Source organism: Streptomyces sp. NPDC088400 (genome assembly GCF_044753355.1).
Classification (GTDB): domain Bacteria; phylum Actinomycetota; class Actinomycetes; order Streptomycetales; family Streptomycetaceae; genus Streptomyces.
On the sequence record NZ_JBIVMZ010000006.1, the window covers coordinates 438,237 to 461,166 of the forward strand.

The window sequence follows — 22,930 nt, forward strand, 5'->3', positions numbered from 1 at the left end:
TGCGGGTTAAGCCGTGGGGCGGGTGGGGCGGGAGGGGTCCCGTGCGGCGGGTGTCAGCCGGCGCGGAGCGTGCGTTCACCCGCTTCCGACGGAGGCCTGAAGGGTGTTGCCGGGCGGCGCGAACGAACAGCCGCTGATCAGCCTTTCCGTACGGGATCCGCCAGCCCCAGATGTGAGCGCAGGGTGGCGCCCTCGTATTCCGTGCGGAAGGCTCCACGCTCCTGGAGGAGCGGGACGACCCGGTCGACGAAGTCGTCGAGACCGCCCGGGGTCAGATGCGGCACCAGGATGAAGCCGTCCGCCGCGTCCGACCGCACGAAGGTGTCGAGCGTCCCGGCGACGGTCTCCGGGCTGCCGATGAAGGACTGCCGGGTGGTCGTCTCGATGACCGTCTCCCGGATGGACAGCCCCTTCTCCTCGGACAGCGCCCGCCATGTGGCCGCGACGGCGAGCGGATCGGCGATCCTCACCCGGCCCTGGGCCGGCGCGGAGTCCGGATCGGGGTCGATGTCGGGCAGCGGACCGTCCGGGTCGTACGCGGAGAGGTCGCGGCCCCAGACCTGTTCCAGGGCGAGGATCGCGTTCTGCGGCGAGACCTGCTGCCGTCGGATCTCGACGGCCCGCTCCCGCGCCTCCCCGTCGGTGTCGCCGAGGACGAAGGTGACCCCGGGCATGATCTTGAGATCGGCCGGGTCCCTGCCGTACTTCGCCAGCCGTGCCTTGGTGTCGGCGTAGAAGGCGCGGCCCGCCTCCAGTGTCCCGTGGCGGGTGAAGATGATGTCGGCGGCGGAGGCGGCGAACTCCCGGCCCTCGTCGGAGTCGCCCGCCTGGATGACCACGGGATGCCCCTGCGGGGAGCGCGGGACGGTGAACTCCCCCTCGATCTGGAAGTGTTCGCCGGAGTGGGCGAAGGGCCGGGGTGTGCCGTGCGGGACGCCGGGCCGGGGCGGTGTCCAGGAGTCCCACAACTCCCGGGCGGTGGCGAGGAATTCGGCGGCCCGCGTGTAGCGGTCGGCGCGGTCGAGATAGCCGCCGCGCCGGAAGTTCTCGCCGGTGAAGGCGTCGGAGGAGGTCACCACGTTCCAGGCGGCCCGGCCTTCGCTGAGGTGGTCGAGGGTGGCGAGCCGGCGGGCCAGTTCGTACGGCTCGTTGAAGGTGGCGTTCACGGTGGCGGCGAGACCGAGCCGGTCGGTGACGGCGGCCAGCGCGTTCAGCACGGTCAGGGACTCGGGGCGGCCGACCACGTCCAGGTCGTGGATCAGCCCCTTGTGCTCGCGCAGCCGCAGCCCTTCGGCGAGGAAGAAGAAGTCGAACTTCCCGCGCTCGGCGGTACGGGCCAGCCGCTCGAAGGAGGAGAAGTCGATCTGGGACCGGGAGCGGGGGTCGGTCCAGACGGTCGTGCTGTTGACCCCGGGGAAGTGGGCGGCGAGGTGCATCGGCCTGCGGCGTTCCGTGGTCATGAGGTCCCCTCGGCGAGCGTGTACTGGTTGGCCGGGCGGGCGAGGCCCAGGTGCTCGCGGAGCGTGCCGCCCGGATGGAAGGTGCGGAACAGCCCGCGGTGCTGGAGCAGCGACACGGTGCAGTTGACGAGCCGTTCGAGATCGCGCCTCGGCTCGGTGGGCGTGAGGTGGAAGCCGTCCACGGCGCCGGTGCGGTGCCAGTCGGTGATCAGCTCGGCGAGGTCGACGGGCCCGCCCCGGTAGTGCGGTCCGCCGGCGCCGGTCGTCGTACGGGGCGGGCTCTCCAGGCCGGGTTCCACCGGGCGTTCGCCGCCGCCGAGGTCGATGGTGAGCCCGGCGAGCACCCGCAGGGTGTCGGGGTCGCGGCCGTGGCGGGCCGCCCGTGACCGGAGCGACTCCCGGACCGCCGCCGCCTCCTCGGGCCGGCCGGCCCTGACCAGGACGACATCGGCGTGGCGCGCGGCGGTCTCCGCGCTGTGGCCCTCGGTCGCGTCGATCACGGTGACGGGACGGCCCTGCGGCGGCCTCGGCACGATGGCCGGGCCCCGGACCGTGAAGAAGGCGCCCTCGAAGTCGACATAGTGCAGCTTGTCGCGGTCGATGAAGCGCCCTGTCGATGTCTCGCGGATCTCGGCGTCGTCCTCCCAGCTGTCCCAGAGCCTGGCCGACACCTCGGCCACCTCCCCCGCCTCCCGCCACAGGGCCGCGGCGGGTGCGGCGGACCGGCGGCCGAAGAGCGCTGCCTCCGCCTCCGAGGCCGACACGTCGACCAGCCAGCCGGCCCGGCCGCGGCTCACCCAGTCCAGGGTGGCGACGGCCGAGGAGACGTGGAACGGCTCGGTGTGGGTGGTCGTGACGGTCGGTACGAGACCGACGCGTCCGGTGGCGGGTGCGACCCGGGACAGCACGGCGAGCGCGTCGAGACCGGGCCGCCCGAAGGAGTCCTGGAGGGTGATGAAGTCGAGCGCGCCGCGTTCGGCGAGCCGGGCGAGTTCGACGTACCTCGCCGCGCCGTAATGCGCGGCGTCGTGACGCGGCGGACCGCCTATCTCGGCGGCGAGTCGCAGGGGGCGGATGACGGGCATGGCGGGCCTTACCTTTCAGCCGCGGGCACGGCGCACGGCCCGTCGGGCGATGGAGGAATCTGCGCGAGGGGAGGCCGCTCCGGGCCGCCGGCGGGGCGGAACAGCCCACCGAGCAGGGTGAGCGCGGCCCGCGCGGTCGCGTCGTTCTGCCGGAACGCCGGTCCGCCCGTACGCGGCCGGGTGAAGGCACCGCTCGACCGGGCGGTGGTGTACGGACCGAGCGCGAAGCGCCGCGGATGCGGGCGGCCGTCACGTTCCAGGAGCCGCCCGTCGCCGGGGTCGACCCTGACCAGACCGGCCGCCGAGGTCGTGGCGGCCCCCTGCTCGTACAGGGCGCGCAGCAGTGGACTGCGGGTGCGCGCCGGGGACGGGTCGGGAAGCCGCGCCTCGGCCAGGGCGCGGGCCTCCACGTACTCCCCCGGTACGGCCGCGCTCCCGGCCCGGAAGACTCCGCGCCGCTCGTCGGCCTCGACCGTCATGTCCGCGCCGAGGAAGCGGACGATCCCGGCCCGCGAGAGCGCGAGCAGCTGGCGCAGCCGGGGGCCGGGCGGCCCCGAGGCGAGGTAGCTGAAGAAGCCGTGCCACCGGCCGCCCGGGTCACCGAGGTCCCCGAGCCGGATCAACTGCCCGTAGACGGAGAGCAGTCCGAGGAAGACACCGAGGTCCGCGCTGTGGGACGGATCATGACGGCGGCGCAGATCGGCGCCGATGTAGCCGCGCAGCCCTTCCTGGAGGGCGTCGTACGAGGGGAAGGCCAGCCCGTTCAGCGGCCGGTCGAGGGCGTCGAGATCGAGCCGGTCGGCGGGGTCCGGCACGGCCGCCGCGACCAGCGCCGCCAACTCCGGACTGCCGGGTTCGGCGGCCGCGTACTTCTCCTCGAAGTCGGTCCAGCCCACGCGGGTGCGTCCGGGATGGGCGGTGAAGAGGCGGTGGTAGTGCGCGAATCCGAGCTCCTTGTCGACCAGCGGCCGGATGTCGCGCCGGTAGTCGGGCGACTCGGGTCCGCTCAGCAGCGCGTCGATCTGCGCGGGGCCGAGGAAGCGGGGCAGCGGGGGCCGTTCGCCCGTCAGGCCGTAACCGATCTTGGAGTGGTACGGGACACCGCGCCGCGACCCGACGTGCAGGACCGGTTCGTGTCCGGAGGGGTGGTAGACCAGCTCGCCGCCGTCCTCGCCCGCGTCCCCCGAGTAGCGGCCGCCCCGGCCTTCGGTGAGGAGCGCCATCAGGTCCACGAAGGCCAGTCCGAAGCCACGGACGATGACGGGCTCGCCGGCGGGCAGGGCGGACAGATCGCTGTCGGCGGTGAAGTCGGGCGGCAGATGGACCAGCCCGTGCCGCCGCGCGAAGGACGTCAACTCCCGCTGTTCCGCGTCCGGTTCGCCGTCGAGATGACCGAGGGTCAGTACGACGAGATCGGCGTGCAGCGGTGCGGTACGGCCCGCCAGACGGACGCGCTGCCGGCCGCCGCGCGGCCCGGTGACGCTCAGGGCGCTGGTGCGGTGGCGGTGGACGGTGATGCCGGGCGGGAGAGCGGCGACGGTCTGTTCGTACACCCAGCTCAGATAGGCGCTCTGCACCCGGCGGCTGGGGAAGGCCTGACCGGTGAGGGCGGCGATCTCCGCACGGAGCCCGGACCCGGACCCGGAACCGGACTCCGCGCGTTCGGACTCGGCGCGTTCGGAGTCGGCATGTTCGGAGTCTGCGTGTTCGGACTCCGCGCGTTCGGAGTCCGCGGACAGCCGCGCACGGCCCTCGCGGATGTCCCGCGCCCACTCGTGCAGCGCGGGTCCCTCCCGTACCGGCCCGGCCATGGACACCGAGTCGTCGGTGAACATGGTGACGTCCTCGGCCATGGAGTTCATCCAGAGCAGCGGCGACTGGTCACGGCGCCAGATCCGCCCAGCGCCCGGCGCGTACGGGTCCACCAGGTGGATGTCCAGCGGCAGACCGTCGTACAGGGAACGCGCGTTGGCGGCGAGCCGCTCCAGGAATCCCGTGCCGCGCGGACCCACGCCGACCACGACAAGAGACGGGCGCACAGGCGGGATACGGACGGTGTCCGGTGACAGGGGCATGCGAAGGCTCCGTGGATACAGAGATCGAACACGGGAAGTGCCTTCACAGAAACGCAGCCGGACCGAGCCCCTCAGCACGATCCGCTGTCCGTCAGAGGCTAAGCGCCGCGTACGGCCCGCTGTCAAGCCTGTCCGAACTGTGAACCATCCGTCTCAGGGACGGTTGACGCGGAAACGGATGCCTGTTCCACTTGCCCCATGCATCCGCAGCAGTGGCTGGTCACCCGCTCCCACATCGACTTCGGTCGAGTGTGGTCCTCGTCCTGTTGAGCTGACGCCCTGCACGGCCTCCCGCGTTTCCGGCGCTCGCGCGCCGTCTCCCGCGTGCCTTCACACGCAGAGCACCACGCTCGGCTCCCCTCGCTTTTCCTCCCTCTCCTGGCTCTCCTGCTCTCCTGCGTCTCCCGGTCGCGACGTCAGCAGCTGCAGTCGCAACACTCGCAGGAATCACAACAGTCACAGCTGTCCAATTTGTGGCAGCAGCCTTCACGCTTCTTGCGCGACCACGGGCCCTCGTACTCGCTCGCGCAGCAGAGTTTGCAGGTGCAGCAGAGTCCGACGAAGGCGGCGCAGCCGGCCCAGAAGCCGCGCCTGCCCGGCTTCGGCGATCCCGGTTCCGGCTCCGGATTCGGCCCGAGACCGGGCGGCGTCCTGCCGGGGCCACCAGGTCCGCCGGGCGCACCCGGGGTCCCGGCGTACGGATTTCCGCCGTACGGATTCCCCCCGTACGGCCCGTCGCCGTGTCCGTCGCGTCCTCCCTGGCCACCATGTTCACCATGTCCGCCGTGCGCACAGCCCGTCGTGCCGAAGGCGCGGTCCACCGAGGCGCGCAACTCGTGCGCCAGCAGCACATGCGCCAGCCTGCCGTCGGTGAACTCCGCGTCCCGCAGCGCGAGCCGGATGCCGTGCACCGCGTCGTCGGCGAGCCGCCGGGCCTCCGTGCCCGACGTGCCGGTCGCCGTGAGCGGGTTCCACGCACCCGACGCCGCGTCAGCTCGCTGGTCCTCCACGGCGTCCAGCAGATGCGCGAGCCGCCCGAAGAGCCGTCCCGCCTCTGCCAGCGGCCGTTGGTTGCCCGGCCGCCCCGCCAGTACGGCGGTGTGCGCGAAGGCGGCGGCTGTGGCCGACTCGGTCGGTTCCGTGACGGTGAGGATCGGCGTACCGAGCCCGGCCAGCGCCTCGATCTCCGGCTGCCGGTCGACCGCGTCGACCAGTACGGCCGTATCGAAACCCAGCTCGACGCCGCCGCGCGCGCCCGCCCGGTCCCAGCCGGTGGCGACGCGGCGCGCGGCGGCGGCCAGCGGCCGGCGCTTCAACAGGCCGTCCCGGTCGGCGACGTGGTCCCGCACCTTCGCCGATGCGAGGACGAGCGACACGGTGGCGGCGAGACGCGCGCCCTCACCCCGGGCTACCGGCGCGGTGCGCATCCCGCGCAGCGGACAGGGCCCGGCGGTTCGCCGCTGATCCGCGGTGCGCTCGGTCTGAGCCTCCGTCAGGACCGAGACGATCAGCCCGTCGTAGTTGGTGACGACCCGGGAGAACTGCCCGTGGTCGGAGCGAAGTGCCAGGCACAGCCCGCAGAGATGGGCCATCCACTCGGTTTTGAGGCCATCGGTGAGCCGATGACCGCATGGTTTGACTATTCCGAACACGACCGTCCCCCGGTGAGTCGTAACACAGGTGCGCGCGCATCGTACCGAGGCGTCCGTTCACCCGTATGTGCTCAGCATCACCCGAGTGGCCGGAAGATCATATTTTGTACCGTGCCAGCGCCCTTACCCCGGAAGAACCTTGACGAACCGCCACATCTTCTGCACCAGTACCGTCACGAATCGTCTGCGCGCCGACTATCTACTTGGCGCGCAATCCGCATCATGGACGACGATGGGGATAGGAAACGACTTGTGACCGCGGTGAAAGGAGGCGTCCATGGGATCTGTGCGCAAGGCGAGCGCCTGGCTGGGCCTCGTTGAGGACAACGACGACCGTTACTACGACGACGAGTACGCCGAGGAAGCGGAGAGCGGCGACAGCTGGAAGACCGACCCCCGGGTACGGATCGCTTCCGAGCCCGCCCCGGGAGGGCAGGACCGCAGGATCGCGACCGTCTCCCCGGACAGCTTCCGGGACGCCCGCGCCATCGGTGAGCTCTTCCGGCAGGGCGTCCCGGTCATCATGAACCTCACGGCCATGGAGTCCGCGGATGCCAAGCGGGTGGTGGACTTCGCCGCCGGGCTGATCTTCGGACTGCGCGGCTCGATCGACCGCGTGGCCACCCGGGTCTTCCTGCTGAGCCCCGCCGACACCGAGATCCTCACCGGCGATGCCGGGGGCCGCGCACAGGACGGCTTCTTCAACCAGAGCTGAGCAAGGCGCTCACCGGTTCCCGCCGGTTCGCCGGAAGTCCCGGTTCACGGGTCCCGGTTCACCGGAAGGCATCGAGACCGGTGAGCGCCTTGCCCAGGACGAGCTGATGCATCTCGACGGTGCCCTCGTAGGTCAGCACCGATTCGAGGTTCGTCGCATGCCGCATGACCGGGTACTCCAGCGAGATGCCGTTGGCCCCGAGGATGGTCCGCGAGGTACGGCAGATCTCGATCGCCTCCCGCACGTTGTTGAGCTTGCCGAAGCTGACCTGTTCGGGCCGCAGCCGGCCCGCGTCCATGCGCCGCCCCAGATGGTGGGCGAGCAGAATCCCCTTGTGCAGTTCGACCGCCATGTCGGCGAACTTGGCCTGGGTGAGCTGGAAACCGCCGATCGGCCGGCCGAACTGCTCACGCGTCTTCGCGTACTGGAGCGCCGACTCGAAGCTCGCGCGCGCGGCGCCCATCGAGCCCCAGACGATTCCGTAACGGGCGTGGCTCAGACAGCTGAGCGGCCCGCGCAGTCCGGTGACCTCGGGGAGTACGGCGTCGGCCGGGAGCCGTACGTCGTCGAGGACCAGCTCGCTGGTGACCGAGGCCCGCAGCGACCACTTGTGGGTGATCTCGGGGGCGGAGAAACCGGGGCTGCCGGCCGGGACGAGGAAGCCCCGGATGCCCTCGTCGGTCTGCGCCCAGACCACGGCGACACCGGCCACCGAGCCATTGGTGATCCACATCTTGCGCCCGCTGAGCACCCAGTCGCCGCCGTCGCGTTTGGCGTGGGTGCGCATCCCGGCCGGGTCGGAGCCGTGGTCGGGCTCGGTGAGTCCGAAGCAGCCGATGATCTCGCCCGCCGCCATGCCGGGCAGCCACTGCCGCTTCTGTTCCTCGGAGCCGTAGCGGTGGATCGCGTACATGGCGAGCGAGCCCTGGACGGAGACGAGGGAGCGGATACCGGAGTCGGCGGCCTCCAACTCCAGGCAGGCGAGCCCGTACTGGACGGCGGTGGCGCCCGCGCAGCCGTACCCCGTCAGGGACATGCCCAGCGCGCCGAGCCCGCCGAGTTCCCTGGCCAGCTCGCGGATGCCCGGCAGTTCGCCGCGTTCGTACCACTCGGCGATGTGCGGCAGGACCCGGTCGGCGGCCCAGGCGCGCACGGTGTCCCGGATCGCCAGGTCCTCCGGGTCGAGCAGATCGTCGAGACCGAGCGGATCGCCGGGGTCGAAGGGCGGGGGCTTGGCGGCGGACGGTTCGGACATGGGAGACCTCCGGCGGCTCGCGCGGCTCGGGCCAGCGATTAATTAGCAGTGCTAGTCGTGCTGGCTGGCGACGTTACGGCTCAGTGTGCCGCTCGTCCAGACCCGCCCCGCCGGTGCCGCGCGGGCTGCGGCCGTCTCGTGCCCTGCCCGGCGCGTGGGGACAGACCGGACAGGATCTAACCGGGGCCGCGGCCGGCCGGAACGGCCGTTTCGGAGGGCTCGCGGCTCTCCAGTGGCCGACGCTGCCGCGGCGGCCACTGCTGTTCGGACGGACTCGCCTCCCGTGCCTCGTACGGCTCGTGCGGCTCCTGCCCGTCTCGCGTCTCGTACGGCTCCTCCGCCTCGTACGACTCGCGTGTCTCCGGCGTCTCGTCGGCGTCGGGGTCCGGGCACTCCATGACCTTCGGCAGCCGCAGCGCGGCCAGTGCGCCGAACAGCAGCAGGCCCGCGCTGACCAGGAGCGTCACATGCAGGCCTTGCACGAACGAGTGACGTGCGGCGTGCCGCAAGGACTCCCCGACGGGGCCGCCCAGCCTGGCCGCCACCGCGTAGGCCTCGCCGAGCGACGAGGACGCCGCCGTCTCGGCGGTCCCGGGGACGCCCTTCACCGACGACAGCGCGGGCGCGTACGTCGCGTTCATGACGCTGCCGAGCAGGGCGATCCCCATGCCCGCGCCCAGTTGGTAGGACGTCTCACCGATGGCCGCGGCCCCGCCCGCCTGTTCGGCGGGAGCCTCGCTCAGCATCGACTCGTACGCGCCGAAGAGCGTGGTCTGGAGTCCGAAGCCGAGCAGGACGAAGCCCGTGGTCAGCAGCGCGGGGCGGTCGTGCTGGCCCATCTGGACCAGCAGCAGGACGGCGGACGCCGTGAGGACGAAGCCCCAGGCCACCATCCGGCGCGGGCCCACCCGGCGCAGCGTGGCGGAGCCGGTGACGCCCGCGGCCATCGCGGCGAAGGTGAGCGGCAGCAGCCGCAGCCCGGTCTCCAGCGGGCTGAGCCCCAGCACCAGCTGGAGGTACTGGACGGCGATCAGTTCCAGACCGACCAGGGCCAGCATGGCGAGGACGATGCAGCCGACGGAGGTGGAGAACGTGGGCTTGGCGAACATCCGCATGTCGATCAGTGGGTGCGTCCGGCGGCGTTGTCTGCGGACGAAGAGGACCATCAGAGCGGCGCCGAGACACAGCGGGACGAGTGTCAGGGGGCTCAGCGGCCCCTCGCCGGCACCGAGCCGCTTGATGCCGAAGACCAGCCCGAGCACTCCGGCGGCGCCCATCAACGCGCCCAGGACGTCCCAGGGCCCGTCGCCGCAGCCCTTCGACTCCGGCAGCACCACCCGGCCGAGCGGCAGCAGGACCGCCAGCAGCGGGATGTTGATCAGGAAGACCGAGCCCCACCAGAAGTGTTCGACGAGAAAGCCGCCGAGGACCGGGCCGACGGCCGCCCCGACGGCGGCGACCGCCGTCCAGATGCCGATGGCCATGGCCCGCTCGCGCCGGTCGGGGAAGACCGCCCGCAGGATGGACAGCGTCGCGGGCATGATCATCGCGCCGCCGACGCCCAGCAGGGCGCGTGCCCCGATCAGCACTTCGGGCGAGTGGGCCAGGGTCGCGACAGCCGAGGCGGCCCCGAAGAGGCCGTACCCGAGCAGCAGCACCCGCCGTCGTCCGATGCGGTCGCCGAGCGTGCCGAAGAGGATCAGCAGTGAGGCACACACCAGCGGATACGCGTCCACGATCCACAGCAGCTCGACCCCGCTGGGGTTGAGGTCGGCGGAGACGGCCGGGACGGCCACGTGCAGCACGGTGGCGTCGAGTGCGACCAGCAGCAGGCTGACGCAGAGGACGACCAGGACGATCCAGCGGTGGGCACCATCGCCGACGCCACGCAGGCGTGCTCCGGCCGCGGTGGTCCCGGACATCTGCGTACCTCCCAGTGCGTCCCTCGCGCTCGGCGGTCCGACGGGGACACGAATCCCTCAGGGCGGCCCGGCATCGACGGGCGAGTGAGCCGTCAGCGTACGCGAGTCATCGCGTGTGGCGCGTGGTGCATCTCTCACCGTCCCGACCAGGGAGTGTGGCGTACGCCACGTCACCCGCGCCAGGACCGGGGGCCCCGGGCGTGCGCGAGCAAGAGGGAAATTCCGCGCGACGCCACGGTGAACTAATTCCACTTCCACACAAAGACAGTTCCGGGAACGGTATGACGCTGAATAGGGTCGAAGGTCACTTCGATTTCGGGAACCGTCCCGGATAAACAGTGACCTGAGACATACTCCACATCACATCGTCATCACAAAGAGACCTGATCGACCTGCTTGCTCACTCACTCGCTGTAACGTCCATTACGTGCGTACCGACATCTTTGCCCGCCTGGACCGGGAGCCGGAACCGCCGAAGATAGAGACCCCGCGGATGAGCCGCACCCGCAAGTCTCTCTTCGGCGGCACGTTGGCGTTCTATCTCGCCATCGTCGTCGCTGTGCTCGTCTCGTCCTGGCTGGTGACCCTCGACTGGAAGGTCATGCTGTTCCGGCCCTATCAGCAGTGGCCGGACCTGCATGCCTTCCTCGACTACTTCGTCGTGCTCGGCCAGCGCGGCCCCACCGCCGTGATGATCGCGGCCTGGCTGGGCTGGCGCTCCTGGCGCCAGCACACGCTGCGGCCGCTGCTGGCCCTCGGCGCGGCCCTGCTGCTGCTCAATGTGACCGTCGGCGCGGTCAAGCTCGGTCTTGGGCGGCTCGGCCCCCACTACGCGACGCGGATCGGCTCGGCCGAGCTCTACGCGGGCGGCGATATATTTCCTTCGGGACATACCGCCAACGCCGTCGTGACCTGGGGAATCCTGGCCTATCTGGCCACCACGCCACGGGCCAGGCGCTACCTGTCGGTCCTGTCGGCCATAGTGGCGCTGGGCGTCGGGGCGACGACCGTGTACCTGGGGACGCACTGGCTGAGCGATGTGCTGCTCGGCTGGGCCGCGGGCCTGCTGATCCTGCTGGGACTGCCCTGGTTCGAGCCGCTGATCAACCGGGCCGAGCGGGAGATCTTCGCGGTCCGCGAGCGGTGGCGTGCGAGCCGCAGGCCGGTCCCCGCCATCCCGGTCGCGGCCGGAGGCCCGAGGCCGGAACCGGTACCGGTACCGCACGGTGCGTCCGCGCAGGAGGAGGAAGCACCACGCGAGGCCGTCGGAGCGGGGCACGAGAGTGTCGGAGCAGGTCACGGCGGCCACTCCACGGCCGGCCGAAACAGCGGAACCACACCTGGCACCCCCACCACCGGTGGTGGTGCCGGAACCCCCAGCACCGGCACCGCCGGCACTGGACAGCTGACCCAGGCCAGGCCGCACGCGGTCCGCTCGGAGCGGACCCCGACGACCCCGACCGGCAGCCGTCGTCCGCCGCACTCCCGCCCGCTGACGGGCGGCTGACAGGCCGGTCGGCGCCGGCCCCCGGGGACGGTACGCACAGCCTCTCCTCCGTATGAACGCCACGAAGGCCCCGGCCGGAGCCGGGGCCTTCGTACGTTTGCGGACCGCGTAGGCGGAGACACGGGAGCGAGGCGGGGACGGCCGCGCCCGGGGCGGGTTCAGCCGAGCCAGCAGCGGACGACGGTGCCCGCGTCGACCTCGAAGTTGAGCCGGCCCATGACGAACTCCATGGTGATGATCGAGCCCGGTGGCAGCGCTCTGACGGTGGTCCAGCCGCGCCCGCGGGCTCGGCTCTCGGCGCTCCCGGCGTCGAGGCCGACATAGGACTCGGGGTCGTCGTGGGGCTGCGCGGGAGGAGTCGGTATCGGTGCCATGACACTCACCGTAAGTGCCCGGAGACGGCGAAGGAAGCCGGACGGTCATCCTGGCGGGACGGTTCCCGTCCCGCCACCGGTCACACTTGTGTCACAGGATCTCGACGTAGGCCAAACGCCGACAACTTCACCCTAACGGGCCATTCACTCCCTACCGCTCAGTAATTCGATGACCCCTAAGATCACATAAATTTACGCTTTCCCAATTCCCCCCTATCCGGCACTCCTCCGACGCTCGTCCGAAATTGACCCGCCGTGGAGAATTTACGAATTCTCACGCTCCGCACGAGCTCAGAGCGCGTTGCGTAAGAGATGCGTAAAGGCCAGCCGGGCCGCCTTCACGTGTCACCCCCATGGACGAGAGATACGCGGGCCGCACTTCGGCCCGGGGGCGATCCGGTCGGCCGCGAACGCACGCCCGCCGGTTCGCCCCGTGTCCCGTCGGCGCGGCCCATCCCCCGTCGGCGCGACCCACGCCACGTCCGCTTCCCGAGCTCCGCTGCCACGAGCCACACGGAGCAACGCGTTTCAGCCACCCCATTGATTCGCTGATTTCCCGATTTGTCGACCTGTACACCCACCGATCAGCGGCCTCGCGTGTCCGGTCAACTTCCGTTCGCTCACCACGTGTTGGCACGGAATGAACCGTTCCGGCCGACGGATCCCCCGATGCGCCGGATGGTTCGATTTCCGTGCCCTTCCGTGCGTGACCCGGGCCACGGCTCACCCGTTGTCCTTTTACGAGCCGGGAACAGCCCGGTTTACGAGCCGGGAACAGCCCGGCCCACGCACCGAGTTCGAGGAGCCACCCCGTGCCGCGCATGCTCGACGTCAGCGAGGACGTACGCGCCGAGATCGGCGACGCAGAAGCCGATCGGCTGCTCACCGGCGAGAACTCCCCGGGAAGCTACGACTGCACCTCCTGCCGGACCCCCGGCGACTCCGAACAGGAGCGGACCAGCACCGTTCTGTTCGTCGGTGAGGAGACGGCCGTTCTCGCCTTCGCCCACGCCACCTGTATCCCCTCCCAGGTCGTCCAGGTCGCCGAGGACCAGCTCCAGGGCGCCGTCCGGAGCATCACCGGCGGCGAGACCCAGGAGCCCGGGGCGCCCGACGCGGCCCCCGGCCAGGCCGTTCTCGGTGTCACCAGCGGTCTGGTGCTGATCGAGGACGAGTTGCACCCCGCCCTGGTCGTCGAGCCCACCGCCCCGATCGCCCGGCCCGGCTCGGGGGGCACCAGCGACGAATTCCTTCAGCTCCTCGTGGAACAGGGCTTCATGCCGGTCGGCGATCTGAGCCAGGTGCCCGCGCCCCTGCCCGGCTGGTCCGTCCTGCTCGCCATGGGCCAGCTGCACGCCGTGCTCCAGCCCGGCACCGGCGGCGGCAGCCCGGTCGCCTGGTGGCAGGCCCACCAGCCGCTCCAGGTCACCGAGGGCTGGCGGACTGCCGCCAACAAGTCGCACACGGTGCTGGTCTTCGCCGCTCCGGTCGGCTCCATCGGCCAGCAGCCCCGGGAGGACCTGCTGCGCGACGCGCTGGAGAAGGCGGCGGTGAACGGGCGGCTGGTGGCCGCCGCGATGCCGCTGGCCGGGACGTGACATGACGGGCGCCGCGCGCACCGCCCTCCGGATGCCCGGACACCGGCCGGGGGCCACTGCTCCAACCGGGGCCGTTTCCCGCGGTATCCCGCATCCGGCGGACGAAGGGATCGTTGGCACGTACGTGCACTCCTCATACGACCCATCCCGCCAGCAGTACCAGAGCCAGATCCCTTCCATGCGCCCCGCGCAGGACGGAGCGGACGGGTTCTCCACGACACCGATCTACGACGCGCTGTACCTGGAGTTCCGCCGCTCCTTCCGCGCGCTGCCCGGTGACCGGAGCAATGAGGAGAATCTCGGCTTCACGGCCTTCGGCACCGGGCTGCACGCCGCTCATGGCGGGTACGGCGGATACGGCGGCCACAGCGGGGGGCTCGGGCACACCCCGTACATGGGGTCCTGGCAGCGGGACCCGCGCCAGCCGAACGGACGCCACGTCCCGGCGGCCCTGCCCCCGGGACCGCGCCGAGGCATCTGAGCGGACGCGGCACGGGCCCACCGCCCGGAGGCAGCGGCCGCCCGGTCCCCGGAAGCCGTGGGGCCCGGTACGGAATCATCCGTACCGGGCCCCACGGCTTCCGTCGCTTCCTACGTCACTTCTTCCGGCCGCGCTTCTCGCGCACCCGCACCGAAATGTGGATCGGGGTGCCCAGGAAGCCGAACTCCTCGCGCAGCCGGCGCTCGACGAACCGCCGGTAGCCGTGCTCGATGAAGCCCGAGGCGAAGAGCACGAAGCGCGGCGGCTTCGTCCCCGCCTGCGTACCGAACAGGATGCGCGGCTGCTTGCCGCCCCTGATCGGGTGCGGATGCGCGGCGACCAGCTCGCCGAGGAACGCGTTGAGCCGGCCGGTCGGGACCCGGGTCTCCCAGCCCTCCAGGGCCGTCTCGATCGCCGGGACCAGCTTCTCCATGTGGCGGCCGGTACGCGCCGAGACATTCACCCGCGGCGCCCAGGCGATCTGCGCCAGCTCCGTCTCGATCTCGCGCTCCAGGTAGTAGCGGCGCTCCTCGTCCAGCGTGTCCCACTTGTTGTACGCGACGACCAGCGCGCGGCCCGCCTCGACGGCCATCGTGATGATCCGCTGGTCCTGGACGCTGATGGACTCGCTGGTGTCGATCAGGACGACCGCGACCTCGGCCTTCTCGACTGCGGCGGCGGTACGCAGCGACGCGTAGTAGTCCGCGCCCTCCTGGAGGTGGACCCGGCGGCGGATGCCCGCGGTGTCGACGAACTTCCAGACGGTGCCGCCGAGCTCGATCAGTTCGTCCACCGGGTCACGGGTGGTGCCCGCGATCTCGTTGACGACCACCCGGTCCTCGCCCGCGACCTTGTTCAGCAGGGACGACTTGCCGACATTGGGCCGCCCGATGAGCGCGATCCGGCGGGGGCCGCCGATGGCGGTGCCGAAGGTCTGCGCCGGGGCCTCGGGGAGGGCTTCGAGCACCGCGTCCAGCATGTCGCCGGTGCCGCGGCCGTGCAGCGAGGACACCGGGTAGGGCTCGCCGAGCCCGAGCGACCAGAGCGCCGTCGCGTCGGCCTCGCCGCTCTGCCCGTCGACCTTGTTGGCGCAGAGCACGACGGGCTTGCCGGCCCGGCGCAGCAGCTTGACCACGGCCTCGTCGGTGTCGGTCGCGCCGACCGTGGAGTCCACGACGAAGACCACCGCGTCGGAGGCCTCGATCGCGTACTCGGCCTGGGCGGCGACGGAGGCGTCGATGCCCAGGACGTCCTGCTCCCAGCCGCCGGTGTCGACGACCTTGAAGCGGCGGCCCGCCCACTCGGCCTCGTAGGTGACACGGTCGCGGGTGACGCCCGGCTTGTCCTCGACGACCGCCTCACGGCGGCCGATGATCCGGTTCACGAGAGTCGACTTGCCGACATTCGGGCGGCCGACGACGGCGAGGACGGGCAGCGGGCCGTGACCGGCCTCGCCGATCGCGCCCTCCACGTCCTCGGGCTCGAAGCCCTCCTGCGCGGCAAGCTCCATGAACTCCGCGTACTCGGCATCGCCAAGCTCTCCGTGCTCGTCGCCGGAGTCGATCTGGTCGTTCATGAAGTCCGTACCTCGTTCATCGTGATCGGTGCGCCGCGGCACGCGGCGCACTACTCAAGTCGTGCCGGGGAAAAACATCCCCTACCGCCCGGTGAAACGTCTGGCGCTTCCCAGGTGAGCGGTCAGTCGTTCCTGGATCCGCTCGGTGGCCTCGTCCAAGGCCTTGCGGGTGCGCCGCCCGCTTCCGTCCCCCGCCTCGAAGGGGTCACCGAAGACGACGTCCACGCGGCTGCGCAGCGCGGGCAGCTTCGGTATCAACCGTCCAGGCTTCTCCGTACTTCCCAGCACCGCGACCGGGACGATCGGTGCCCCCGACCGTACGGCGAAATACGCGAGCCCGGCGCGCAGCGCGGCGAAATCGCCCTCGCCCCTGGTGCCCTCGGGGAAGATCCCCAGCACACCGCCCTCCTCGAGCACCCTGAGCGCGCCGGTGATCGCGTTGCGGTCGGCGACCCCTCGGTCCACCTTGACCTGCCCGACGGACCGCAGGAACGGGTCGAGCGGGCCGATGAACGCTTCCTTCTTGATCAGGAAGTGCACCGGCCGGGGCGAGGTGCCGATCAGCATCGGTCCGTCCACGAAGTGCGCGTGGTTGACGGCGAGGATCACGGGACCGCTCGCCGGAACCCGCCAGGCGCCCAGCACCCGGGGCTTCCACAGGCCGTACATCAGCCCGATGCCGATGCCACGTCCCACCGCCGCGCCCTTCTCGGAGGGCGCGGCAGCCCTGACGGCCGGTGTGCCCCTCCTCACGGACGGCGCGGTCTCCCTCGCGGACGGTGCGCTCACTTGGCGGCTCGCTTCTCCTCGACCAGGGTCACGACGCACTCGATGACCTGCTGGAGCGTGAGATCCGTGGTGTCCACCTCGACCGCGTCCCCGGCCTTGGCGAGCGGGGACGTCTTGCGGCTGGAGTCGGCCGCGTCCCGCCTGACCAGCGCGTCCTTGGTGGCGGCGACATCGGTCGCCTCCTTGCCCTTCAGCTCACCGCTGCGACGGGCGGCGCGCGCCTCCGGGGAGGCGGTGAGGAAGATCTTGATGTCGGCGTCCGGGAGGACGGTCGTACCGATGTCACGGCCCTCGACCACGATGCCGTTCTCGGCGGCCTTGGCGATGGAGCGCTGGAGGTCGGTGACGACGGTCCGTACCTCGGGGACCGCGCTGACCGCGCTGACCTGGGAGGTGACCTCCTGGGTACGGATCGGAGCCGAGGCGTCCGCCCCGTCCACGGTGATCGTGGGGGCGTCCGGGTCCGTACCGGAGACGAGGACGGGCTTGGTCGCGGCGGTCGCGACCGCGGCGGCGTCCCGTATGTCGACACCGTTGCTGATCATCCACCAGGTCATCGCCCGGTACTGGGCGCCGGTGTCCAGGTAGCTGAGCCCGAGCTGGGCGGCCACGGCCTTGGAAGTGCTCGACTTGCCCGTGCCGGAGGGCCCGTCGATGGCGACGATCACGGCGGCCGGGGCGGTCCGGGCGGGGTTTGCTCCGTTTTCCACGGGGGGCGGACACCTTTCCTGGTTCACGGGGAGGCTGGGCGGAGGCGTCGATACGCCCCCACACAAGGTTACCGAGTACTCAGGACCGAAAATGCACCCGTTCGGCGGGACACCCTCCGGCGACCCCGCCCGTACCGGCCCCGCCCCACGGCAGCGGCCCGGGTCACCGAGCGGCGGCCGTGAGGCGGACGGCCTACTGCCGGATCGACCAGCCACGTTCCCGCAGGGACGCGGCCAGTACCGGGGCCGCCGCCGGTTCCACCATCAGCTGGACCAGACCCGCCTGCTGCCCGGTCGCGTGCTCGATACGGACGTCCTCCACGTTGACCCCCGCGCGGCTCGCGTCCGCGAAGATACGGGCCAGTTCACCCGGCTGGTCGCTGATCAGGACCGCCACGATCTCGTAGGCCGCCGGGGCCGCGCCGTGCTTGCCGGGCACCCGTACCCGGCCCGCGTTGCCGCGCCGCAGGACGTCCTCGATACCGGCCGCGCCGCCGCGCCGCTTGTCCTCGTCGGAGGACTGGAGCGCGCGCAGCGCCGCCACCGTCTCGTCGAGGTCGGCGGCGACCCCGGCCAGCACGTCGGCCACCGGACCCGAGTTCGCGGAGAGGATCTCGACCCACATCCCGGGGTCGGAGGCCGCGATCCGGGTGACATCGCGAATGCCCTGGCCACAGAGGCGTACGGCGGTCTCGTCGGCCTCCTTCAGGCGCGCCGCGACCATCGAGGAGATCAGCTGAGGGGTGTGCGAGACGAGGGCGACCGCCCGGTCGTGCGCGTCGGCGTCCATGACCACCGGCACGGCGCGGCAGAGCGCGACCAGTTCCAGGGCGAGGTTCAGCACCTCGGTGTCGGTGTCGCGGGTCGGGGTCAGCACCCAGGGGCGCCCCTCGAACAGGTCGGCACTCGCCGCCAGCGGCCCCGAGCGCTCCTTGCCGGCCATCGGGTGCGTACCGATGTACGCCGCCAGGTCGAGGCCGAGCGCCGACAGCTCGCGCCGGGGGCCGCCCTTGACGCTGGCCACGTCCAGATAGCCGCGGGCCACGCCGTCGCGCATCGCCGTGGCGAGCGTGGCGGCGACGTGCGTGGGCGGTACGGCGACGATCGCGAGGTCGACGGGCCCCTCGGGCGCCTCGTCCGTCCCCGCGCCGAGCGCGGCGGCGGTGCGCGCCTGGGCGGGGTCGTGGTCGACCAGATGGACGGTGACCCCGCGGCCGGCCAGTACCAGCGCCGCCGAGGTGCCGATCAGGCCCGTACCGATGACGAGGGCGGTTCTCATTGAGCGATGTCCTTGCGAAGGGCGGCCGCGGCGCCGAGGTAGACGTGCGCGATCTCGGACTTGGGGCGATCGGACTCTATGTGCGCGAGGATGCGGACGACGCGCGGCAGAGCGCCCGCTATATCCAGTTCCTGGGCGCAGATCAGGGGAACGTCGACGATACCGAGGCCGCGGGCGGCCGCGGCCGGGAAGTCGCTGTGCAGATCGGGCGTGGCCGTGAACCAGATGCTGATCAGGTCGTCCGACTTCAGCTCGTTGCGCTCCAGGATCGTCGCGAGGAGCTCCCTGACCTGCTCGTCCATGTGCCCGGCTTCATCCCGCTCCAGCTGGACGGCCCCACGAACCGCTCGTACCGCCACGACGTTCTCCTCAGTGATCGACTGCTCCGTTCAGCCTAGGGCCTCTCGTATGGATCTTGCCGGGCTCGCGTGCCCTGGCACCGCGCCTCGCCGCGTTGTCGTCACTCCACGACGCTCCGCGTCGCCTCACTCCTCCGCCTTGCGATCCACAGCACCAGACCCCGCTCCCTGATCCGGCCTGACCCAGACGAAAGACCCTGGATCAGTGAATCCAAGGTCCCGTCCGGCGGGAACACCCGCCACTCTCGCCCCGGACGGCCGCGGCCGGCCGCCCGGACACGTGTGGCACGCCTTCGCGGCCGAACCGTCGTGCGGATCGGCCGTCCCGTCGTGCGGATCAGTCGTGCGGATCAGGAGTCCCGCCAGGAGTCCCGTAGGAATCCCGTCAGGAGTCCCAGAGCGCTCCCAGCGACATCAGGTCGCTGCGGTACTCGATCCGCTCCGTCCACTCCTTGGGCCAGGCGCCCGCGCCCAGGTGCGCCCCGGCGAACGCGCCCGCCAGGCAGGCGATGGAGTCCGAGTCGCCCCGGGTGCAGGCGGCCCGGCGCAGGGCCGTGACCGGGTCCTCGGGGAAGAGGAGGAAGCAGAGCAGACCGGTGGCCAGGGCCTCTTCCGCGATCCAGCCGTCGCCCGTCGCCAGGCACGGGTCGGTCTCCGGCGACTGTCCCGGCAGGGCCCGCTGGACGCGTTCGAGGACCTCCAGGCACTCGTCCCAGCCGCGGGCGATGAAAGCCTCCGGCGTCGGGTCGTGGGAGAGCGTCCAGAGGTCGCCGAGCCAGCGGTGGTAGTAGCGGTCCCGGTTCTCGTACGCGTACGAACGCAGATGACCCACCAGCCCGTGCGGCTCACCTCCCCGCGCCAGCAGGTAGACCGCGCGCGCCGTGAGGTCGGAGGCGGCCAGTGCCGTCGGGTGGCCGTGGGTGAGCGCCGCCTGCAACTGCGCCGCGCCCCCGCGCTGTTCGTCGCTCAGGCCGGGGACGAGTCCGATCGGCGCGACACGCATATTGGCGCCGCAGCCCTTGGAGTGGACCTGGCTGGCCCGCTGCCAGGGCCGGTCGCTGTCGAGGAGCATGCAGGCGGTCATGCACGTACGGCCGGGGGCGCGGTTGTTGTCCGGCGAGTGGTACCAGCGGACGAACTCCTCGCGCACCGGCCGCTCCAGACGCACCGGTCCGAGCACGCCCCGGTCCATCGCGGTCCTGATGCCCCGGGCGAACGCGAGCGTCATCTGGGTGTCGTCCGTGACGAAGGCGGGATTCGGCAGTGGCATCTCGCGCCAGGGGCCGCACTTGGCGAGGATCGACGGCACATCGTTGAACTCGGTCGGGAAGCCGAGGGCGTCGCCGAGCGCGAGCCCGAGCAGTGAGCCGGTGGCAGCCTGTTTGGTGATGGTCCTCGCGAGGATCATGCGGTCCGTCCTTCCGGTCGCAGAAGAGGTGGATGCAGCGTGGTGGCGGCGCCGGCGCGGTACAGCGTGGCCGGTTTGCCGCGGCCGCCCGTCCGGCGCGGGGGCCCCTCCAGCGCCTGGACGAAGCCGGGCGTGGTGAGGACCTTGCGGCGGAAGTTGGGACGGTCGAGCTCCACGCCCCAGACGGTCTCGTACACCTGCCGCAGCTCGCCGAGCGTGAACTCGGGCGGGCAGAAGGCCGTGGCGAGACAGGTGTATTCGATTTTGGATCCGACCCGGTCGTAGGCGTCGGCGAGGATGTGGTCGTGGTCGAAGGCCAGCCGCCCCAGGGCGCCGAACTCCGTCCACCGGGCGTGCGCGGCGTCCCCGCCGCCGCGCGGCTCGGGCAGATCCGGTACGAGTGCGGCGTACGCCACGGACACGACCCGCATCCTGGGGTCGCGGTCCGGGTCGCTGTACGTCCGTACCTGCTCCAGGTGGAGCGCGCCCGCGGTCTCCTCCGACAGGCCTGTCTCCTCGGCGAGTTCACGGCGGGCGGCCTGCCCGGCGGACTCCCTCGGCAGGACGAAGCCGCCGGGCAGCGCCCAGGCGCCCAGATACGGTTCCTCTCCGCGCTGGACGAGCAGGACGTGCAGCCGGCTCTCGCGGACGGTGAACACGGCGAGGTCGACGGTGACCGCGAACGGCTCGAAGGCGAAGGGGTCGTAGCCCTCGGGGACGCGCGGGGCCGGGGCGTGCTGGTCCCGGACGCGCAGTCCTTGCGCGCGCCGGCCGCGGGCGTGCGGCCCCCGGGTGTTCATCGTCGCTCCGGAAGGGGCGGGGTGAAGTCCCAGCCCCGGCCGAGCAGGCCGTCCACGGCGGCGACGGCGGAGGCTAGCCGCTTCTCGTGCGAGCCGCTCAGCAGCGTGAACTGACGGCCGGTACGGGCCAGTTCCGCCCCGAACCGTGCCGTCATCCAGGACCGCGGGGCGTCGGCGTCGCGCAGCCCGTCGTCCTCGAAGGCCACGCCCTCGTGGTCGGTGAGCAGCCACAGGTGATGAGGGACCAGGTCCGCGATCTCCTCGATCCGCGGATTGCGTTCCCCCAGGTAGCGCTCGTGCCAGACGGTCGTGGCGAAGGAGTCGGTGTCGCAGAACAGCACGGGCGAACCGGCGCGCGCCGCCGCGTTCTCCAACTGGTTCTGCCGCTCGGCGATCAGCGGGAACTCCTCCGAGGTGAAGGCGACGTCCGCCCACCGCGCCCCCGGCCGTTCGGCGCGCAGACGTGCCAGTTTGACCTCGCTGAACTCGCGCCCGTACTCCGGTACGTACTGGGTCCGCGCCCATACCCCGCCACGTCGCCGGTAATGGGCTGCGAGCGCCCGCGCCAGGGTGGTGGTGCCGGTCGACTCCGCGCCGAGCACCACGATGCGGCGGGTGAGGGCCGCGCGTACGGGCGGTGCGAGGAAGTCCCAGCAGCCGACCGGATCCTTGCGTACGGCCGTGCCGGAGACCGGGAAGACCGTACGGTCCGGGTCGACGCACTCGGACTCGGCGCCGAACCGCCGGCCCAGCTCGCGGCCGTACATCTCCGAGCTGAAGACGGCGTCCACGCGCTCGGGCACGGCGGCCCGGAAGACGGCCATGTGCGCGTCCCAGACGGCGGGGTCGCGCACATCCATGGGTACGTCGTCGACGGCGCCCACGACCCGTACGTCCGGATGGACCTCCCGCATCCAGCGGACCCGGTCGGCCAGCGGTACGGACTCCACGGAGGAGGCGCAGACCAGCACGGTCAGCCGCTCGCAGCGGTCCTGGGCGGTCCGTACGAGATGGTGGTGGCCGACGTGCGGGGGATAGAACTTGCCGAGCACCAGGCCGTGTTCGAAGGTGCTCACTCTCCGGTACGTCCTCGTCGTCATGCGACGGTCACCTCTCTCGGCCGCCGCCGCGCACCGGCCTGGTCACGGGACCATTCGCGCAGCCCGACCAGGCAGAGGGCCAGGAAACCGACGTAGAGCAACGAGGTCAGGTAGAGGCCCTTGTGCGCGTAGAGCGGGATGTACACGACGTCCGCCGCGATCCACAGCCACCACGACTCCAGCCGCTTGCGGCACTGTCCGTAGGTCGCCATCAGGGAGAGGCCGGTGGTCAGCGCGTCCCAGAAGGGCACGGTCGAGTCGGTGGCGCGGCTGAGGAGGAGCGTGAGACCGAATGTCCCCACCGCCCCCGCCGCGAGCAGCAGGCTCCATTCGGTACGGGTCGTGCGCCGCACCGGCATCGCGAAGTCCGGTCCACCCCCGTGGGTCCAGGTCCACCAGCCGTACCCGGCGAGGGCGATGAAGACGATCTGGAGCCCCGCGTCGGCGTACAGGCCGGCCTGGGTGAACAGCAGGATGAAGAAGAGGTTGTTGGCGATGCCGATCGGCCAGTTGGCGAGGTGCTGACGGGCCACGAGCCATACGCAGAGGGCGCCGCTGCCGAAGCCGAGGACCTCGGTCCAGCTGACCGGGGTGTCCAGCACGGTCACCAGCGGCCGCTGCAAGGGATCGAGGAACTCCGCGAGACTCACGCCCGCCTCCTTAATAGTCACTCTGACTATAAAGCTGAACGAGCCCGCTGTACAAGGCGAAAAGCCCGCGGCCAAGGGGCCACGGGCTCTTTCTTCCGTACCGCTGTCACCGGTGCCACCATGGGCAACACCGGC

Annotated in this window: 20 protein-coding genes; 4 read left to right on the forward strand and 16 right to left on the reverse strand. The window is 71.4% G+C overall.

The annotated features are described in order from the left end of the window. Positions 1 to 137: 137 nt before the first annotated feature. The 4 genes from ACIQD6_RS18420 to ACIQD6_RS18435 all read right to left on the reverse strand — a co-directional run bounded on the left by ACIQD6_RS18420 (position 138) and on the right by ACIQD6_RS18435 (position 6,272). Positions 138 to 1,460, reverse strand: coding sequence for an NtaA/DmoA family FMN-dependent monooxygenase (locus ACIQD6_RS18420; RefSeq protein ID WP_401883719.1), 1,323 nt, complete (start codon positions 1,458 to 1,460; stop codon positions 138 to 140). After that, positions 1,457 to 2,545: an LLM class flavin-dependent oxidoreductase gene (locus tag ACIQD6_RS18425; protein ID WP_401883721.1), complete on the reverse strand. Its 1,089-nt coding sequence runs from the start codon at positions 2,543 to 2,545 to the stop codon at positions 1,457 to 1,459. The genes ACIQD6_RS18420 and ACIQD6_RS18425 overlap by 4 nt, the downstream gene beginning before the upstream one ends. A gap of 8 nt (positions 2,546 to 2,553) precedes the next feature. Continuing rightward, positions 2,554 to 4,620, reverse strand: a complete 2,067-nt coding sequence (locus ACIQD6_RS18430; RefSeq protein ID WP_401883723.1) for an FAD/NAD(P)-binding protein — start codon at positions 4,618 to 4,620, stop codon at positions 2,554 to 2,556. Between the two features lie 416 nt (positions 4,621 to 5,036). Then, entirely contained in the window at positions 5,037 to 6,272 is a 1,236-nt protein-coding gene (locus ACIQD6_RS18435; RefSeq protein WP_401883725.1) for a DUF5685 family protein, read from the reverse strand. A 277-nt stretch (positions 6,273 to 6,549) separates the two neighbouring features. On the opposite strand from ACIQD6_RS18435, the gene ACIQD6_RS18440 reads away from it, so the two are divergent. Further along, positions 6,550 to 6,987, forward strand: coding sequence for a cell division protein SepF (locus ACIQD6_RS18440; RefSeq protein WP_401883727.1), 438 nt, complete (start codon positions 6,550 to 6,552; stop codon positions 6,985 to 6,987). A gap of 58 nt (positions 6,988 to 7,045) precedes the next feature. On the opposite strand, the gene ACIQD6_RS18445 is transcribed toward ACIQD6_RS18440, so the two are convergent. Together ACIQD6_RS18445 and ACIQD6_RS18450 are read right to left on the reverse strand one after the other, a co-directional pair. Beyond that, positions 7,046 to 8,242 (reverse strand): acyl-CoA dehydrogenase family protein, encoded by a 1,197-nt coding sequence (locus ACIQD6_RS18445; protein ID WP_401883729.1) that lies wholly within the window; start codon positions 8,240 to 8,242, stop codon positions 7,046 to 7,048. Positions 8,243 to 8,418: 176 nt separating this feature from the next. Further along, positions 8,419 to 10,164 carry an MFS transporter gene (locus ACIQD6_RS18450; RefSeq protein WP_401883730.1) on the reverse strand — a complete coding sequence of 582 codons (1,746 nt, stop codon included), beginning with the start codon at positions 10,162 to 10,164 and terminating at the stop codon, positions 8,419 to 8,421. Between the two features lie 427 nt (positions 10,165 to 10,591). Between ACIQD6_RS18450 and ACIQD6_RS18455 the strand changes: the two genes are divergently transcribed. Beyond that, positions 10,592 to 11,671 carry a phosphatase PAP2 family protein gene (locus ACIQD6_RS18455; protein WP_401883732.1) on the forward strand — a complete coding sequence of 360 codons (1,080 nt, stop codon included), beginning with the start codon at positions 10,592 to 10,594 and terminating at the stop codon, positions 11,669 to 11,671. 158 nt (positions 11,672 to 11,829) lie between these two features. On the opposite strand, the gene ACIQD6_RS18460 is transcribed toward ACIQD6_RS18455, so the two are convergent. Further along, positions 11,830 to 12,045 (reverse strand): I78 family peptidase inhibitor, encoded by a 216-nt coding sequence (locus ACIQD6_RS18460; protein ID WP_401883734.1) that lies wholly within the window; start codon positions 12,043 to 12,045, stop codon positions 11,830 to 11,832. 812 nt (positions 12,046 to 12,857) lie between these two features. Between ACIQD6_RS18460 and ACIQD6_RS18465 the strand changes: the two genes are divergently transcribed. Together ACIQD6_RS18465 and ACIQD6_RS18470 are read left to right on the forward strand one after the other, a co-directional pair. Beyond that, the gene (locus ACIQD6_RS18465) at positions 12,858 to 13,643 is read left to right on the forward strand and encodes a hypothetical protein (RefSeq protein ID WP_401883735.1); all 786 of its coding nucleotides are present in this window, start codon (positions 12,858 to 12,860) and stop codon (positions 13,641 to 13,643) included. Between the two features lie 178 nt (positions 13,644 to 13,821). Then, positions 13,822 to 14,124 (forward strand): hypothetical protein, encoded by a 303-nt coding sequence (locus ACIQD6_RS18470; RefSeq protein ID WP_401883737.1) that lies wholly within the window; start codon positions 13,822 to 13,824, stop codon positions 14,122 to 14,124. A gap of 115 nt (positions 14,125 to 14,239) precedes the next feature. Here the strand turns inward: ACIQD6_RS18470 and der are convergent, their stop codons facing one another. The 9 genes from der to pnuC form a co-directional block, all read right to left on the reverse strand. Next, the gene (der, locus tag ACIQD6_RS18475; protein ID WP_401883739.1) at positions 14,240 to 15,700 is read right to left on the reverse strand and encodes a ribosome biogenesis GTPase Der; all 1,461 of its coding nucleotides are present in this window, start codon (positions 15,698 to 15,700) and stop codon (positions 14,240 to 14,242) included. Positions 15,701 to 15,781: 81 nt separating this feature from the next. Then, on the reverse strand, positions 15,782 to 16,369 hold the full coding sequence (locus ACIQD6_RS18480; RefSeq protein WP_401883821.1) for a lysophospholipid acyltransferase family protein: 588 nt from the start codon (positions 16,367 to 16,369) through the stop codon (positions 15,782 to 15,784). Between the two features lie 116 nt (positions 16,370 to 16,485). Continuing rightward, the gene (gene cmk, locus ACIQD6_RS18485) at positions 16,486 to 17,199 is read right to left on the reverse strand and encodes a (d)CMP kinase (RefSeq protein WP_401883741.1); all 714 of its coding nucleotides are present in this window, start codon (positions 17,197 to 17,199) and stop codon (positions 16,486 to 16,488) included. Between the two features lie 193 nt (positions 17,200 to 17,392). Next, the gene (locus ACIQD6_RS18490; protein WP_401883743.1) at positions 17,393 to 18,478 is read right to left on the reverse strand and encodes a prephenate dehydrogenase; all 1,086 of its coding nucleotides are present in this window, start codon (positions 18,476 to 18,478) and stop codon (positions 17,393 to 17,395) included. Next, on the reverse strand, positions 18,475 to 18,837 hold the full coding sequence (aroH, locus tag ACIQD6_RS18495) for a chorismate mutase (protein WP_401883744.1): 363 nt from the start codon (positions 18,835 to 18,837) through the stop codon (positions 18,475 to 18,477). Before aroH ends, ACIQD6_RS18490 begins: the two co-directional genes overlap by 4 nt. 385 nt (positions 18,838 to 19,222) lie before the next feature. Continuing rightward, complete coding sequence (locus ACIQD6_RS18500; protein ID WP_401883746.1) at positions 19,223 to 20,245, reverse strand: ADP-ribosylglycohydrolase family protein; 1,023 nt, start codon at positions 20,243 to 20,245, stop codon at positions 19,223 to 19,225. Beyond that, on the reverse strand, positions 20,242 to 21,045 hold the full coding sequence (locus tag ACIQD6_RS18505) for an NUDIX hydrolase (protein ID WP_401883748.1): 804 nt from the start codon (positions 21,043 to 21,045) through the stop codon (positions 20,242 to 20,244). The genes ACIQD6_RS18500 and ACIQD6_RS18505 overlap by 4 nt, the downstream gene beginning before the upstream one ends. After that, positions 21,042 to 22,145, reverse strand: coding sequence for an AAA family ATPase (locus ACIQD6_RS18510; RefSeq protein WP_401883750.1), 1,104 nt, complete (start codon positions 22,143 to 22,145; stop codon positions 21,042 to 21,044). Before ACIQD6_RS18510 ends, ACIQD6_RS18505 begins: the two co-directional genes overlap by 4 nt. Further along, positions 22,142 to 22,795, reverse strand: coding sequence for a nicotinamide riboside transporter PnuC (pnuC, locus tag ACIQD6_RS18515; RefSeq protein ID WP_401883752.1), 654 nt, complete (start codon positions 22,793 to 22,795; stop codon positions 22,142 to 22,144). The genes ACIQD6_RS18510 and pnuC overlap by 4 nt, the downstream gene beginning before the upstream one ends. Between the last annotated feature and the right edge of the window lie 135 nt (positions 22,796 to 22,930).

Bases quoted from the DNA above. Each gene is read 5' to 3' on its own strand.
- ACIQD6_RS18420 (WP_401883719.1), bottom strand. From the start codon at position 1,460: ATGACCACGGAACGCCGCAGGCCGATGCACCTCGCCGCCCACTTCCCC.
- ACIQD6_RS18425 (WP_401883721.1), bottom strand. From the start codon at position 2,545: ATGCCCGTCATCCGCCCCCTGCGACTCGCCGCCGAGATAGGCGGTCCG.
- ACIQD6_RS18430 (WP_401883723.1), bottom strand. From the start codon at position 4,620: ATGCCCCTGTCACCGGACACCGTCCGTATCCCGCCTGTGCGCCCGTCT.
- ACIQD6_RS18440 (WP_401883727.1), top strand. From the start codon at position 6,550: ATGGGATCTGTGCGCAAGGCGAGCGCCTGGCTGGGCCTCGTTGAGGAC.
- ACIQD6_RS18445 (WP_401883729.1), bottom strand. From the start codon at position 8,242: ATGTCCGAACCGTCCGCCGCCAAGCCCCCGCCCTTCGACCCCGGCGAT.
- ACIQD6_RS18450 (WP_401883730.1), bottom strand. From the start codon at position 10,164: ATGTCCGGGACCACCGCGGCCGGAGCACGCCTGCGTGGCGTCGGCGAT.
- ACIQD6_RS18460 (WP_401883734.1), bottom strand. From the start codon at position 12,045: ATGGCACCGATACCGACTCCTCCCGCGCAGCCCCACGACGACCCCGAG.
- ACIQD6_RS18470 (WP_401883737.1), top strand. From the start codon at position 13,822: ATGCGCCCCGCGCAGGACGGAGCGGACGGGTTCTCCACGACACCGATC.
- der (WP_401883739.1), bottom strand. From the start codon at position 15,700: ATGAACGACCAGATCGACTCCGGCGACGAGCACGGAGAGCTTGGCGAT.
- ACIQD6_RS18480 (WP_401883821.1), bottom strand. From the start codon at position 16,369: ATGTACGGCCTGTGGAAGCCCCGGGTGCTGGGCGCCTGGCGGGTTCCG.
- ACIQD6_RS18490 (WP_401883743.1), bottom strand. From the start codon at position 18,478: ATGAGAACCGCCCTCGTCATCGGTACGGGCCTGATCGGCACCTCGGCG.
- ACIQD6_RS18500 (WP_401883746.1), bottom strand. From the start codon at position 20,245: ATGATCCTCGCGAGGACCATCACCAAACAGGCTGCCACCGGCTCACTG.
- ACIQD6_RS18505 (WP_401883748.1), bottom strand. From the start codon at position 21,045: ATGAACACCCGGGGGCCGCACGCCCGCGGCCGGCGCGCGCAAGGACTG.
- ACIQD6_RS18510 (WP_401883750.1), bottom strand. From the start codon at position 22,145: ATGACGACGAGGACGTACCGGAGAGTGAGCACCTTCGAACACGGCCTG.